Below are 14,257 nucleotides of genomic sequence, written 5' to 3' on the forward strand. Positions count from 1 at the left end.
GTGTTCCCTTCGGTGGTGGGTGGGGTCGCGGGCGCGGCTATCCCTTCACGGCGCCGAGCATGATTCCGGAGACGAAGTAGCGCTGGATGAAGGGATAGACCGCGAGGATCGGCAGGACGGTCAGCACGATGGTCACGGACTGGATGGTGGCGGCGGACTGCACGACGTCGTTCGCGCTGCCGAGCCCACCGCCGGTCTGCGTGGCGTCGGTCGCGCCGGCGAGCAGGTTGCGCAGGTAGACGGTCACCGGGAGCAGGTCCTGGCGGTCCATGTAGAGGAACGCGGCGAACCAGGAGTTCCAGAACGAGACGGCGTAGAAGAGCACCATCGTGGCCACCATCGCCTTGGACAGCGGCAGCACGATCCGCAGCAGCGTGCCGTACGTGTCCAGGCCGTCGACCGCGGCGGCCTCCTCCAGCTCGACCGGCAGGCTCTCGAAGAACGCCTTCATGACCAGCAGGTTGAACACGTTGATCGCGTTGGGCAGCGCGATCGCCCACACCGTGTTCTTCAGCCCCAGGCTGGTGACCAGCACGTAGTTGGGGATCAGGCCGCCGGTGAAGAACATGGTGAGCACGGCGACGCCGACCAGCGCGGTCCGGCCCCGCAGGTGCCGCTTCGACAGCACGTACGCGTAGCAGGTGGTCAGCACGACGGAGACGAGCGTGGCGACCACCGTGTAGACGACGGTGTTGCGGTAGCTGACCCAGAACGCCGGATCCGAGGTCACCACCCGGTAGGCGGTCAGGTTGAACCCGCGCGGGACGAGGTTGACCCGGCCCGCGACGATGGCCGCGTTGTCGCTGAGCGACCGCGCGACGATGGTGAGGAACGGGTACACCGTCACCACCACGACGCCGGTCAGGACGACGGCGTTGACCGCCTGGAAGATCCGGTAGCCCCGGGTGGGTCGGGGGCCACGCGGCCGGGACGCCCGCCCCCGTGCGCGGGCGTCCACGCTCACCACAGGCTCGTCCCCACCGCGCGTCGGGAGATCGCGTTCGCCGACAGCACCAGCGTCAGCCCGATCACGGCCTCGAACAGGCCGATCGCGGCGGCGTAGCTGAGGTTCCCGGAGACGATGCCCACCCGGAAGAGATAGGTCGAGATCACGTCCGCGGTGGGATAGGTCAGTGGGTTGTACAGCAGCAGGATCTTCTCGAAGCCGACCGCCATGAACGTGCCGATGTTGAGGATCAGCAGCGTCATCATGGTCGGCCGGATCCCGGGCAGCGTCACGTGCCAGGTCTGCCGCCACCGGCTCGCGCCGTCGATGCGGGCCGCCTCGTAGAGGTCGCCGTCGACGGTGGTGAGCGCGGCCAGGTAGAGGATCGTGCCCCAGCCGACGGTCTGCCAGACCTCGGAGGAGACGTAGATGGTCCGGAACCAGCCGGCCTGCTGCAGGAACGCGACCGGCTCGGCGCCGACGGCGCGCAGGAACTGGTTGACCGTGCCGTCCACGGACAGCAACTGCATCACCATGGCGGCCACGATCACGATGGACAGGAAGTGCGGCAGGTAGGACACCGACTGCACGAACCGCTTGAGGGCGCGGCTGCGCACCTCGTTGAGCAGCAGGGCGAGCACGATCGGCAGCGGGAAGCAGAACAGCAGCGTGAGCGCGCCCAGCACGAGCGTGTTGGTGAACACGCTCCAGAACGTGGGGTCGGTGAGGAACAGCCGGAAGTATCGGAGCCCGGTCCAGTACTCGCCGAAGAGGCTGCCGCCCGGCTGGAAGCGCCGGAACGCGATCACGTTGCCGAGCATCGGCAGGTAGCGGAACGTCAGGAAGAACAGCAGCGGCAGCACGGCCAGCGAGTAGAGCTGCCAGTCCCGGCGCAGGGCACGCCGCCAGGTCGACCGACCGGTCTCGGACAACACCCGCACCCTCCTGTCCGGAGCGCGCGACCGAAAACTTCCGGTAATGCCCCGTAAGCTTTTCGGAATTTATGGGTATCGTTCTCTCTGTGTCAAGGGCATCGATAGACCTCGCTGTCGAACGGCTCCGCCGGTACACCCCGACCGTCGCCGAACCCGCCGACTTCGACCGGTTCTGGCGCGCCACCCTCGCCGCCGCCTCCCGGGCCCCGGCCCTGCTCGACATCCGTCCGGAGCCCACCGACCTCCGGCTGGTCGACGTGTGGGACGTGACGGTCGCCGGCTTCGACGGCGAGCCGGTCCGAGCCTGGTACACCCGCCCCGCGGGCGTGTCCACGCCGCTGCCGGCGGTGGTGGAGTATCCCGGCTACGGCCGCGGCCGGGGCCTGCCGGGCGAGCGCCTGACCTGGCCGGTGGCCGGCTACGCCCACCTGCTGGTGGACAACCGGGGCCAGGGCGGGCTGCACGGTCGCGGCGACACCCCCGACCCGCACGACGCGCCCGGCGGTCCCGACCCCGCCACCCGCGGCATCCTGGCCCCGGACACCTACCACTACCGCCGCCTGATCACCGACGCCGCCCGCGCGGTCGACGCCGCCCGCGCGCTGCCCGGCGTCGACCCCGACCGCGTCGCCGCGGTGGGCAACAGCCAGGGCGGCGGGCTCGCGCTCGCGGTGGCCGGCCTCCTCGACGACCTCGCCGCGCTGCTGGTCACCGCCCCGTTCCTGTGCGACGTGCAGCGCGGCATCGAACTCACCGAGACGTCCCCGTACGGCGAGATCGCCCGCTACCTGGCGGTGCACCGCGAGGCCGAGGAGGCGGTCCGGCACACCCTGTCCTACGTCGACGGGGTCACCTTCGCCCGCCGGGCCACCGCGCCGGCGCACTTCGGGATCGGCCTGCGCGACGACGTCTGCCCGCCGAGCACCGGCTTCGCCGCGTACAACCAGTACGGCGCCGCCGTCGGCGACCGGGTGACCGCGCCTGCCCGGGAGATCCACACCTACCCGTTCAACGGCCACGAGGGCGGCGAGGCCGTGCACGTACGGCGACAACTGCGCTGGCTCGACGCGGTGCTCCGGCCCACCGAACCGACGGCCCGCTGACGCCGCGACCGGTGGCCTGTCGGGACCGCCGCCCCGCCGGTAGGGTCGTGCGCGTGGACCCGGCCGAGACCGCCGCCCGCCTCGGCGTGCCCGTCGAGGAGGTCGACCGCGTGCACCGGCTCGCCGGCGACCTGCCGTCCGCGCCGCTGCCCGACCGCGCCGCCGCGCCCGCGATCCTCGACCGGCTCGCGGTCGCCCCGGACGACGCCGCCGAGATCCTGGCCGGCTGGCCCGTGCCCGACTCACCGATGTGGACCCCGGAACTGCGGTGGCTGCTGGACCGCTCGACCGCGCTGGTCCGCGCCGACCTCGGCGGACACGACTGGCTGCCGCCCGGGCCGGCGTTACCGCGCGAGCGCGGCCCCGCCTGGCGGCACCTCTACGTCTACGCGTACCTCGCCCTGGTCGACGTGGTGCGGGACTACCACCGCGACCACGGCATCGGCGACGACGTGTCCTGGACGACGCTCGCCGACCTGGGCCGCAACCTCGCGGTCGACCGGCGGATGCGCGGCGAGGGCTGGCCGGTGATGCAGAGCTGGTTGACGCTGCACGCGCGCGGCGGTGTCTACGAGATGGGCCGGTTGCAGCACCAGCGCGGCGAGACGATCGGCCTGCACATCCCCGAGTCCGGGCCGCTGACCCCGGAGGCGGTCGACGCCTCGCTCGACGCGGCCCGGGCGTTCTTCCCGCGCCACTTCCCCGACGAGCCCCACACGGAGTTCTCCTGCGGCTCCTGGCTGCTGGATCCGCAACTGCGGGAACACCTGCCCGAGGACGCCAACATCGTCCAGTTCCAGCGCCGGTTCGCGCTGGAGCCCTACCAGGAGCCGGAGGGGATCGACGCCGACGTCGAGGTGCGCCGGTTCGTGTTCCGCGACCTGAGCACCCCGCTGGAGCGGCTGCCCCGGCGCACCGCGCTCCAGCGTGCCGTCGTCGACCACCTCGCGGCCGGCCGTCACTGGCGCTGGCGCGTCGGCCGCTTCCCGATCTAGACAGGCGCGGATCCACGGGAGGACGGTGTCATGGGGGACACGTCGCCGCTGCTGCCCGATCGCGGCTACCGGCCGCGGTGAGGGACCTGGCCCGACCGGGGCAGCGACGCCGGCAGGTCGGCCACCCAGCGGTCCAGGTCCGCCGGAGTGCCGAACAGCAGCACCGGCGGCCCGCTCGGGTCGGCCCGCCAGGCGCGCATCCGCCGCCGGGCCCGGCCGAACGCGCCGACGTGCCACACCAGGACCGAGTCGCGGGAGAACACGCTGCGCAACGACTCCCGGTTGCCGTTGCAGATCACCTCGCGGCTGACCAGCCGCCCGACCGTGCGGCGCAGCAGCCGCCCGAAGGAGAGCCCGCGCGGATAGTCCAGGCCGACGACCAGGTCGGCGCGGGCCAGCACGACGTCCCGCCAGCCGTGGTAGGCCCCGTCCAGGATCCACCGGTCCCGCCGGCAGACCGCCTCGATGCGGCTGCGCTGCTCGGCCACCGGCACCTCCACCCAGCCGGGCTGCCACAGCAGGTCGTCGACCGGGACCCACGGCAGCCCGAGCCGGTCGGCCAGCTTCGCCGCCAGCGTCGACTTGCCGGCGCCGTACACCCCGTAGACGAGGATGCGCGCCGGTGCGGTCATCAGCTCCGGGCCTTGCCGCGGGCGGTCCGCCGGCGGGCCTCGTCGTCACCGCCGGCCAGCCGGGTGAAGGTGAGCATGTTCGCCAGCGCGACGCCGACGACCGCGAAGCCGACCTGGAGCGCCAGCACGATCCAGTCCCACCGCAGCACCCACAGCCGCACCGGCGCGTCGTCGTCGATGCCGACCCAGCGGGCGACCACGGTGCCGAGCACCGCCGCGCCGACGCCGATGAGGAACGTCGCGAAGACGCCGATCCGCTGCCGGCCGGGCAGCACCAGCCGGCCGAGCAGACCGATGAGGGCGCCGATGAGCACCGCGCCCAGATAACCACTCACGATCATTGCCGTCACTCCTCCCGGGTGCCGGCAATCATGCCCACCGCGCGCACCATCGGAAACACCGACGGCCGGAGCGTTCCGGCCGTCGGGCGCGAGCGGGTTCGCCCCGCCGGGGTCGGCCGGCGCTAGGATCACGGCCACCCGCCGACGACCCCACCCCGCCGGAGCCCCGCTGTCCGCGCAGTCGACCACCCGTCCCGCCCGGCGCGCCCGCCGGGCGCTCGCCGTCGTGCTCCTGCTGGTCGTGGCCGGTATGCCGGCCGGATCGTCACCGGCCGGCGGCACCGGCTCGGGGGTGCTGCGGGTGCTCCAGATGAACCTCTGCAACAGCGGGCGGGCCGGCTGCTGGACCGGCCGCGCCGTGCCGCAGGCCGCCGAGGTGATCGCCGCCGAGCTGCCCGACGTGGTCACCCTCAACGAGATCTGCCGCGACGACGTGGACACCCTGGAAGGTGCCCTCACCGCCGTCCATCCGGGCAGCCGGATCGCCACCGCCTTCCAGGCCGCCGGCGACCGCCCCAGCGGCGCCCCGACCCGCTGCAACAACGGCCAGCCGTACGGGATCGGGCTGCTGGCCCGTCTCGACGCCCGCGACGACCGGCCCGCGGTGCACCGCGGCACCTATCCGGCGCAGGACCTCGCCGACCCCGAGGAGCGGGTCTGGCTCTGTCTGCACGCCGCCGCCGTGCTGCACGCCTGCACCACCCACCTGGCGAACACCGACGGCGCCGTCGCGCTCGCCCAGTGCGGGCAGTTGGTCGGCGCGGTGGTGCCGGCCGTCCGACGCGCCGCCGGATACGCGCCGACCGTGCTCGGCGGCGACCTCAACCTGCGGGCCGGCGGCGCGCCGGACGTACGCTCGTGCGTGCCGCCGGACTACCGGCGGGTCGACGACGGCGCGCGGCAGCAGATCATCGCGACGAGCGACATCGCGATCTGCTGCCGGCGGGCGCTGGACATGCGCGGCTCCACCGACCATCCCGCGCTGCTGGCCACGCTGACCGTCGACCGCCGCCGTACTGACGGAAAGCCGGCAGCCCCGCTGCCCGCCGGCCTCCGTGCGGGCACCATGGCGACATGGGTCATCCGCCCGGCACGCCGCCCTACGCGTCGCTGGCCGACGGCGCGCCGCTGGAATGCGTGATCGCCCTCGGGCACGACGACGAGGGCGACCGGCACCCGGTCGCGGCCGCCGCGGGCCGGACCCCCGGCACCGTCGCGCGGCACCGCTCCCTGGTCGCCGCGTTGACCGCCCGCGGGTACGCCGTCGGACCGGTCGCGGCGGCCCCGGTGCTGGCCGCGACCGGCCGTGAGCCGGTGCCGGACGGGTGCACCACGTTCCTCACCCACCCGGACGCGTTCCGGCCGTCGCCGTCGGCGCCCGGGCGGCCCGTGGTGGTGCGGATCGTCGCGAACACCGACGGGCGACAGGGGGCCTGCGCCGCCGCGGCGCTGTCGGACGGGCTGCGCTCGGCCACGGTGTGCATGTACGTCGGGCACCTGCGCTTCGGCCTCGGTCCCGACTTCGACCCCGCCCTGCCGATCACCGTGACGCCGGGCAGCGGCCTGCCGGCCGACCCGGACCGCCTGGCGCGGCACGCGGCGCGGACCGCCCGTCGGAGTGGCCGTCGGCTGGAGGAGACGCTCGACTCGTGGCTGAGCGACGGCCTGCTCCGGATCGACCGCACCGGCGCGGGCCGGGTGGTCCTCGCACACCGCAACCTCGTCCCGGGCAGCGCCGTCGCCCGGCTCACCCACTGGCTGGCCCGCAACGCCCCCGGTGGGCTGGCCGAGCCGGCCTTCCCGGCCCGTTCGGGGTCCGGTCCGGTGGTGGTGTCGGCCGACCGCCCGGACGCGTCCGGCGCTCGGCCGCCCCGGCTCTGGGTGCTGATGACGTGCCGGGCGAGCGCGCTGTTCCCCGCGCTGCGGCGCGGCCTCGCACCGGATCCGGTGTGGCTGGTCGGGCCGCCGGGGATGGTGTCGTTGGAGGAGTGGCGCACGCTGCCGTGGATCCTGGACGCCCTGGCCGCGGGCGGGCCGTGGGCGGAGATACTCGGCGTGCTCGACGCGCCGGCCTACGGGGGACGTCTCGTCCTGGACGCGCCGGCGGGCCACGAGGATCGCCGGGGGAGGGGCGATGGGTGATCCTCGACCGGACGGTGAGGGCCGCCGGCGCCGGTGCGCCGGCTGTGGACGACCGCCCGCCGCCTGCTGGTGCCGCTTCGTCACCCCGGTTCACACGCCGCACCGGCTCGTGGTGCTGCGCCATCCGCGGGAGGCACGGCATGCGCTCGGCACGGTGCGGGTGCTGGCGCGGGTGATCCCGGAGACCGAGGTGTTCGACGGTGTCCGCAGGTCTCCGGCCGCGGATCACGCGGTCCGGGGTGACGCCGCCCGCCCGCCGCTGCTGCTCTACCCCGTCTCCGCGACGACGGCCGCGCCCGCGATCACCGGGGTGCCCGGTGGTGGGCCGTACACGATCGTCGTGCTCGACGGCACCTGGCGGCAGGCCAGGAGCATGCTGAAAGCCGATGACCACCTCGGGACGATGCCGCGGATGTCGATCTCACCGACCACTCCGAGCAGGTACGCGGTGCGCGCACAGCCCTTCCCGCACGGCCTGTCCACCCTGGAGGCCGTCGCCGAGGCGCTCGTCGTCCTGGGCGCGGAACCGGCCGTCCGCGAGGCGCTGCTGCGCCCGTTCCGGGCGCTCGTGGGGATGCACCTGGCCTGCGGGGACGCGGGTGGGGCCGACGTGCTGGACGACCCGGCCGCGTTGCTGCGGGCGGGCTACCTGCCGCCCCCACCACCGCGACAGGGGCCCGGTCAGTCGCCGCACACCGGGTTGTAGCTGCACCCGCCCCCGCACGAGTCCTGGCAGCTGAACTGGCAGGTGCTGCCCTCCTCGCTCCACTCCGGGCAGCCGCCGCAGGTGCCGCTGGCCCCGATCTCGGCCGGCACCGAGAACCAGCCCGGTGCGATCCGCAGGTCCAGGTCGAATTCGTCGTCCTCGTCGACGAGCACGGCGCTCGCCCGGTCGGTGTCGGAGCTACCCATCCCGGTCACCCTCTCAGTGCTACTGCGGTGTCTGGTCGCCGCGCAGCGGCCAGACGTTGATGGCGTAGGCGACCAGCGCCGGCAGGAACCACCACTCGTCCCGGTGCTCCGGGCCGAGCAGTTCCAGCCGCCGCGACGGAGCGGCGAGCCGCGACCGCCGAGCACCGCGGTCCGGGTCGAACGAGGCGAACTGGTCCTCCGCCTCGACCAGCCGACGGTCGAGCCGACCGTCGTCCCGGCGGCGCATGGTCGCCTCGACCGTCGCGTGGACGAAGAAGTCCGGATCCTGGGCACGGGCGGCCTCGGTCAGCACGCGCAGCGCCGGCGCGGGGTCGTCGAGGATGCGGGCCACCTCCTCGACCTGCTGGTCGCGCTGGAAGCCGCTGGTGGCGAGCACCCGCACCGCCTTGGCGTACAGCAGCCCGGTGAACGCCTGCGGGAACGTGGCGTCAGGTGCCCGGTAGGCGCGGTAGACGCTGGAGTAGCCGGGGTTGAACTGCCGCTGCAACGCGGCCGACAACTCCGTCACCACCGGCTCGTACGCCGGGTTCGTCGGCAGCACCTGCCGGACGGCGTCGACGAGCGTGGCGAGCACCCGGTGGGCCTCCGCGTTCGACTTCGTCACCGGCGCGTCGACGGTGAGCGGCGCGAGCCAGGTGTGCACGTCGGTGTGGATCGGCGCGGCAGTCATCGACCGCCGGATCGCGTCCACCCGGCCACGCACCCGATCCGTGACGTGGCCGGTCGGGCGCTCCTCCTCCGTCGGGTCGTGCAGCAGCGGCCGGTCCGGCACCCGCCGGGCGGCCTTGCCGCCGTAGAGCATGACCCGGTAGAAACGCTGCCCGTCCCCGTCGCCCCGGGCGTAGACGACGACGTCGTCGGAGTCGCCGAGGCCGTCGCTGTGCCCGGTCAGCCAGTCGTGGTTGCGCAACACCGTCTCGACGGCGCACTCCGCCGGGAGCCGGACGCCGATGGTGCGCAGCACGGACCGGGGACGACGGAGGTAGGCCAGGGCCTCCGGCGGGGTCATCACCCAGGCGTGACTCAGGAGGGGCTGCTCCCGCAGGACCCGGGACCTGGCGGAGACGTCGACGATGTGACTGGGCATGGCAACTCCCGAAGGTCGCGCAGCGTCCTGCGTCGATGACTCTACGCGCGGTCGATGATCGAATCACCGTCGCCGATCGGATACTGTCGGCCACCGGACATCGGCCATGCCAGCACGCTGCCCAGGGCCAGGCCGGCCAGGGCGAAGACGCGCCGTTCCAGCTCCGGGGCGCCGCCGAGGAGCCGGTTCAGGTGCATGTGCACGAGGCTGCGCACCACCTGCGGGCGGGGCGTCTCCAGTCGACCGGCCGCCGCCAGGGCGTCCAGGCCGGCCGCGACCCGCGCCACGGTGGGCCGCCGCGCGTCCAGGGCCACCGTCACCGGGTCGCGGGCCTCCGCCGGGGCGACGGAGGCCCGCAACCGTTGCTTGTCCGCCCGGAACTCGGCGGACTCGACCGGGTGGCGTGCGCCGCGGTGGGCGCGGTACCACCGGAGCCGGTGCGACGGCGGGTGTCCGAGTGCCGCCAACAGGTCGTCCACGGTCCGCACGGCGAGGTGCCGGCGGTCCGGCGCGGCGCGTACGGCCGGGTCGGCGAGCAGGCGGCACACCGCCGCGCTGTCCGCCGCGAACAACTGCTCCGCCAGGTCCAGGCCGGCGGGCCCGCCGTAGCGTTCGACCTCACGCTCGTACGTGTCGAGCGCGAACCGGTCCAGCACGCCGTCGTCGGTCAGCGTCGCCGCCCAGTCGCACAGCGCGGGCAGGGTCTCCGTACGCAACCGTCGCGGGTCGCCGGTGAACCGCAGCCGGACGTGGAACCGGGGATCGGCGTACCGGAGGAAGAACCACGACCGGACCGCGCCGTCCCGGCACAGCCGCCCGGCCAACTCCGGCACCGGTCCGCCGAGCAGGTCGTCGACCGCGTCCACCGGCAGGTACAGCTTGGCGTACAGCCAGTCCGAGCCCGGCGGACGCATCCGCGCCGGACGAGGAACCAGCCGCCGCGGCGCGGCGCCGCCCTCGGGATCCGGGCCGCCGCCCGCGTGGCCGGCGGCGACGTGCGGTGCGGCCCCGCCCGCCGTCGGGCCGGTGCCGGTGCGGACCACCGGCACGACCAGCTCGACGAGGCGCCGGCCGTCCGGCGACCACGCGACGGCGTCGCCCGGCTCGGGCAGCGCCTCGTGCACGTCCAGGCGCGCGCCGGCCGGCAGGTGACGCCCGGCGGCGAGCAGCAGCGTGGCGCCGACCTCGCTGTCCAGGTCGATCAGGAGCTGCTCGTCGCGCGGGCCCAGCAGGACGTACCGGGGCAGACCCGCGGCCCGCCGCGCCCCGGCGCGGTCCCGCGGGTAGGCGTCGAGGAACGCGCGGTCCAGGCTCCAGCCGGCGGGCCGCAGCACCACCCGTCCGGCCTGAACCCGGGGCCGGTACGGCAGGTGCTCGGCCGGCCCCCAGCCGAACCGGTCGAGAAGACCCGACTCGTGGTCGACGCTCACCGCGTGCAGGAACTGCGCGAGCGGGGGCGCCATCGCCGGGGTGAGCAGGTGCAGACCGCAGGCCAGCACGTCGGAGCCGGACCGGGTCCACACCAGCGCCAGCCGCTCCCCGCGCAGGACCACCGCCAGCTCGGACAGCGGGATGATCCGTCGTCCCGCCGGCGGCGGACCGCCGTTCACGGCGATGACGTGCTCCGGCACGACCGGCCGGACCATCACGTTCGCCGGTCGCGCCCGCACCGGCTCGAAGAGCAACTCGGCGGCGATCCTCGGCCCGTCCGCACGGCCGACCGGGAGGTCGCCGAGAAACGCCGGCGCGCCGCCGTCGAAGAGATGACCGAACCGGCCGAACGCGCGCCCGGCCGGTGCGGTCGCACCCACCCCGGCCACCACGAGCAGGAAGTCGCCCCGGTCGACGGCCCGGTCGTCCCGGGCCGCCAGCGCGCAGAACAGGTCGACGGAACCCGGTGGATCGCCGTCGCGTCCCGCCGCCTCCTCCAGCTCCGCCACCCGGCCCTCGTCCAGCCGCACCACCCGCTCACCGGCGCGCACCGCCTCGCCGGCGAGCCGCACCAGCAGCCGTTCGTAGCGGGGGCGGGGCGGCGGCACGGCGTACACCTCGGGCAGGCCGGCGGCGACCAGGTCGAGCACCGGCACCCACCGGTCCTGGCCGTACGCCTCGGCGAACATCGGTCGCCACGCCGCCAACCCGGGGAACCGGGTGGACCACGGCGACAGCCGCGACAGCAGCTCGACCGCGCGGCACGCCTCCCGGGCCACCGCGGCGGGCAGCCGCACGGCCGGGCCGGTGAACGTGGCGTCGACCGCGAACGTGGCCGTCGGGGTCGCCGGCGCGTCGGGGCGCGAGGTGACCCGGCGGTCGACCGGGTCCGGCCGGTGGATCGCCTCCGCGCGGGCGAGCAGCCGCGGCCATTGCCGCAGCGCCGTGCCCGCGGGCAGGAGGTCCCAGCCCGCGAGGTCGTCGAGCAGGCCGCGCAGCCCGGCCGCGGCCGACGCGCCGGCCGCATCGAGCACCCGTGCCACCTCCCGTGCGGGCTCCGCCGTCAGCGCGGGGCGCAGGTCGGTGACCAGGAAGCCCCGCTCGACGAGCGTGTCCACCACGGCGCGGGTGCGGTCGGGGTCGCGGCCGGTGGCGGTCAGGCGGTGGATCAGCGCGGCGTGGCCGACACCCGACCGGCAGGCCGCCAGCGCCTCCCGCACCACGGCGGTGGCCCGCACGGAGGACGCCGTCGCGCCCGCCGCGTCGGGCAGCACCGCCCGGCCCCCGCGCAGGTGCGCGGCGGGATGGGTGGTGAGGCGCAGGTGCCGCCGGACTCCCGGCTCACGCTCGTACCGTTCCACCAGGCCGAGCAGCCACGCCATGTCGGGCCGGCTCCGGCGCGCCGGCGGACCCAGGGTGACCCGGGCGCGGTCCCCCCAACTGCCCGACGCGATGCCGGCGAACAGGCCGAACGGGGTCGGTCGGGTGGACATCCGCACCAGGTAGGAGGCCAGGGCCGTCCGGACCGGGGCCAGGTCGCCATCCTCGGCGGCGTGTGCCGCGACCGCCCGCGCCATCGACGGCGAGGCGACGGCCAGCGCCAGCGCCACCTCCGGGTCACGGCTCAACGTCACGAGCCGGCGGTCGGGGTCGGGCTGCGACAGCTCGACGAACCGGTCCACCGGCAGCGCGGGCGCCCGCACCATGAACGTGGGAGCCGCCCGCCACCGCCGTTCGCCGGTCACCTCAGGCCACCGCGAAGATGCGGTCCCAGCCCGCCGGCCCGTCACCCGAGGCGGCCAGCAGCACCAGGACCACCCCGGCGGCGCCGTCGAGCACCCCGGCCGAGTCCACCGGCGGCTCGTCGCGTTCCCGTCGGCGGAAACCGAACACACTGTCCGGCTCGTACACCTCGATCAGGCGGATCACCTCGTCCTCCGCGGCTGTGGCGAGGTCGCCGTCACCGGTGTCGGCAGCGAAGCGCAGCGCGATGTGGGCCAGGCCGGCCTGGCCGTGGCAGAACGTGGGGGAGGTGATGCCGCGTTCGGACGGTGGCCGGCGCAGCGTCCCCCGGACGGCGTCCACCGCCTCGGCGCGCCACGTCGCCCGGTCCAGCGCGCAGCCGGCGAGCCAGAGCGCCCGCGCACAGCCCGCGGTCCCGTAGCACCACGCGGACCGCCCCGGCGGCGGCACCGGGACGGTGGGGTCGACGGACACGCCGTTGGGCCAGGCCGGCCCCCATCGGTCGGCGCGCCGGTAACGCCGCAACCAGTCCGTCAGGCCGGCCACCGCCGCCGTCGTGGCATCACCGCCGACACCCTCGATCGACGCCAGCGCGAGTGCGGACAGGACGCCCGGCAGCCCGTGCGCCACGCCGAGGTTGAGCAACGGCCGCCGGCCGTCGAGGCGCATCGCCCCCCACTGCGGCGGCGCGACGAGACGCGGATGCCCGTCGCTGCCGTCGTCGGGCCGGGCGAGCGTGACCAGCGCCGCCAGCGCTTCGCGCAGGGCCGCGTCGATCTCGGACCGGCCACGCCGGATCAGGAGCGCCACGGTGACTCCGGCGAGCCCGGTGACGAGATCGACCAGGGGCGGCCGTAGCGGCGCGACACCCTGCCGGACCTGGCGCGCCAGCAGCGTGGCGCCGTGGGCCAGCGCGGTGTCGCACTGCGCCAGAAACGCGCGGTAGCGGGGCCGGCCGGCGGCCAGCGCGGTCGCGGCGACCGCCAGCCCACCCCATCCGGTGTGCAGCGAGGGACCGAGCCGGCTCAGCGTCGCCTCGTCGCCGAGGCTCGCGGCCAGGTGCAGGTGCCCGAAACGATCCCAACCCGCGCCCGGCCGGCTCTCGTCCAGCGCGGCGGCCATCAGGGCGAGCCCGGCGTGCCCGGAGGCCAGCCCGGGGGACCGCCCGCCGTCCCCGTCGTCGGCCCGGTCCAGCCTGCCGCCGGGGGCGGTGCGGGTGCGGATCGCCTCGGCCGCGGCCGACGCGACCTCCCGGGCACGACACCGGGTCGTGCTCGTCACCGGCGGCACCCAGGCCGCGACACCGGGAGGAAGTGTCGTCATCGGAACGGATGGTCGCACGGAGCGAGGTGGTCGTGCTACCGTCCGTGCGGGGCGTGCCCGTAGTTCAGTTGGGTAGAACACCGGCGGACGCAGCCGGAGGTCAGGGGTTGGATTCCCCTCGGTACCGTCCCGTCGCACCTTCGTAGTTCAGTTGGGGTAGAACACCGGCGAACGCAGCCGGAGGTCGGGAGTTGGACTCTCCCCGAAGGTGCCCCTCCTCCGTCGACCGCCCGCGCAGGGCGGACCGGCGCCGCGGGCCGACCGTCAGCGGCCGTCGAGCCGAGCGACGAGCGTCGCCGACGCCACCGACCGGTACGCGTCCTGGAGCACCTCGGCCAGCTCGGCCTCGTCGATGCCGCTGTCGAGGCGGACACCGACCCAGCCGCGACCCCCGACGTAGGGCGGGCGGAAGTAGGTGCGCGGGTCCGCCGCGACCAGCTCGCCGGCCGCACCGGTCGGCGCCGCGCACCACAGGTGCGGGAACTCGTCCTGGTGGTGGCCGTCGGGCCAGACGGTGGCGAACGACTTCTTCCCCCGCACGAACCAGGTCGGGGTGCCGTGGCTGAGTCGCTCGCTGACCTCGGGCAGCGCCAGGCAGGCCCGCCGAATGCTCTCCACCATGTCGGACATCGATCCACCGTACGGC

At 75.0% G+C, this 14,257-nt stretch carries 14 protein-coding genes and 2 tRNA genes; 7 read left to right on the forward strand and 9 right to left on the reverse strand.

The window, feature by feature from the left end; translation table 11 throughout:
- Nucleotides 1-37: 37 nt before the first annotated feature.
- Both H1D33_RS06110 and H1D33_RS06115 read right to left on the reverse strand, forming a co-directional pair.
- Nucleotides 38-964 (reverse strand): carbohydrate ABC transporter permease, encoded by a 927-nt coding sequence (locus H1D33_RS06110; RefSeq protein WP_246411618.1) that lies wholly within the window; start codon nt 962-964, stop codon nt 38-40.
- Complete coding sequence (locus tag H1D33_RS06115; RefSeq protein WP_220138805.1) at nt 961-1,878, reverse strand: ABC transporter permease; 918 nt, start codon at nt 1,876-1,878, stop codon at nt 961-963. The genes H1D33_RS06110 and H1D33_RS06115 overlap by 4 nt, the downstream gene beginning before the upstream one ends.
- 71 nt (nt 1,879-1,949) lie before the next feature.
- Here H1D33_RS06115 and H1D33_RS06120 point away from each other — a divergent pair, with 71 nt between their 5' ends.
- Both H1D33_RS06120 and H1D33_RS06125 read left to right on the forward strand, forming a co-directional pair.
- Nucleotides 1,950-2,984, forward strand: coding sequence for an acetylxylan esterase (locus H1D33_RS06120; RefSeq protein WP_181568996.1), 1,035 nt, complete (start codon nt 1,950-1,952; stop codon nt 2,982-2,984).
- Nucleotides 2,985-3,037: 53 nt separating this feature from the next.
- A complete protein-coding gene (locus H1D33_RS06125; RefSeq protein ID WP_181568995.1) occupies nt 3,038-3,979 on the forward strand; it encodes an acyltransferase domain-containing protein in 942 nt (313 codons plus the stop codon).
- A 65-nt stretch (nt 3,980-4,044) separates the two neighbouring features.
- Here H1D33_RS06125 and H1D33_RS06130 read toward each other — a convergent pair whose 3' ends face one another.
- Together H1D33_RS06130 and H1D33_RS06135 are read right to left on the reverse strand one after the other, a co-directional pair.
- On the reverse strand, nt 4,045-4,611 hold the full coding sequence (locus H1D33_RS06130) for a P-loop NTPase family protein (protein ID WP_181568994.1): 567 nt from the start codon (nt 4,609-4,611) through the stop codon (nt 4,045-4,047).
- Nucleotides 4,611-4,952, reverse strand: coding sequence for a GlsB/YeaQ/YmgE family stress response membrane protein (locus H1D33_RS06135; protein ID WP_246411614.1), 342 nt, complete (start codon nt 4,950-4,952; stop codon nt 4,611-4,613). The genes H1D33_RS06130 and H1D33_RS06135 overlap by 1 nt, the downstream gene beginning before the upstream one ends.
- A 226-nt stretch (nt 4,953-5,178) precedes the next feature.
- Between H1D33_RS06135 and H1D33_RS06140 the strand changes: the two genes are divergently transcribed.
- Genes H1D33_RS06140 through H1D33_RS06150 form a run of 3 tightly spaced genes read left to right on the forward strand, consistent with a single transcriptional unit; the run spans nt 5,179 to nt 7,800 of the window.
- Entirely contained in the window at nt 5,179-6,093 is a 915-nt protein-coding gene (locus tag H1D33_RS06140; RefSeq protein WP_246411612.1) for an endonuclease/exonuclease/phosphatase family protein, read from the forward strand.
- The gene (locus H1D33_RS06145) at nt 6,027-7,094 is read left to right on the forward strand and encodes a hypothetical protein (RefSeq protein ID WP_181568993.1); all 1,068 of its coding nucleotides are present in this window, start codon (nt 6,027-6,029) and stop codon (nt 7,092-7,094) included. The genes H1D33_RS06140 and H1D33_RS06145 overlap by 67 nt, the downstream gene beginning before the upstream one ends.
- Nucleotides 7,087-7,800, forward strand: coding sequence for a tRNA-uridine aminocarboxypropyltransferase (locus tag H1D33_RS06150; protein WP_181568992.1), 714 nt, complete (start codon nt 7,087-7,089; stop codon nt 7,798-7,800). The genes H1D33_RS06145 and H1D33_RS06150 overlap by 8 nt, the downstream gene beginning before the upstream one ends.
- Here the strand turns inward: H1D33_RS06150 and H1D33_RS06155 are convergent.
- The 4 genes from H1D33_RS06155 to H1D33_RS06170 are packed head-to-tail and all read right to left on the reverse strand — an operon-like array spanning nt 7,776 to nt 13,569.
- Nucleotides 7,776-8,006: a hypothetical protein gene (locus H1D33_RS06155; protein WP_181568991.1), complete on the reverse strand. Its 231-nt coding sequence runs from the start codon at nt 8,004-8,006 to the stop codon at nt 7,776-7,778. The genes H1D33_RS06150 and H1D33_RS06155 overlap by 25 nt on opposite strands.
- Before the next feature lie 19 nt (nt 8,007-8,025).
- Entirely contained in the window at nt 8,026-9,114 is a 1,089-nt protein-coding gene (locus tag H1D33_RS06160; RefSeq protein ID WP_181568990.1) for a hypothetical protein, read from the reverse strand.
- A 41-nt stretch (nt 9,115-9,155) separates the two neighbouring features.
- The gene (locus H1D33_RS06165; protein WP_181568989.1) at nt 9,156-12,290 is read right to left on the reverse strand and encodes a lantibiotic dehydratase; all 3,135 of its coding nucleotides are present in this window, start codon (nt 12,288-12,290) and stop codon (nt 9,156-9,158) included.
- A 1-nt stretch (nt 12,291) separates the two neighbouring features.
- Nucleotides 12,292-13,569, reverse strand: coding sequence for a lanthionine synthetase C family protein (locus tag H1D33_RS06170; protein ID WP_181568988.1), 1,278 nt, complete (start codon nt 13,567-13,569; stop codon nt 12,292-12,294).
- A 99-nt stretch (nt 13,570-13,668) separates the two neighbouring features.
- Here H1D33_RS06170 and H1D33_RS06175 point away from each other — a divergent pair.
- Both H1D33_RS06175 and H1D33_RS06180 read left to right on the forward strand, forming a co-directional pair.
- Nucleotides 13,669-13,735, forward strand: a tRNA-Arg gene (locus H1D33_RS06175).
- Between the two features lie 12 nt (nt 13,736-13,747).
- Nucleotides 13,748-13,822: transfer RNA gene (locus H1D33_RS06180), tRNA-Arg, on the forward strand.
- Between the two features lie 53 nt (nt 13,823-13,875).
- Here H1D33_RS06180 and H1D33_RS06185 read toward each other — a convergent pair.
- A complete protein-coding gene (locus tag H1D33_RS06185; RefSeq protein WP_181568987.1) occupies nt 13,876-14,241 on the reverse strand; it encodes an MmcQ/YjbR family DNA-binding protein in 366 nt (121 codons plus the stop codon).
- Nucleotides 14,242-14,257 lie beyond the last annotated feature (16 nt).

Source organism: Micromonospora ferruginea (assembly GCF_013694245.2).
Classification (GTDB): domain Bacteria; phylum Actinomycetota; class Actinomycetes; order Mycobacteriales; family Micromonosporaceae; genus Micromonospora; species Micromonospora robiginosa.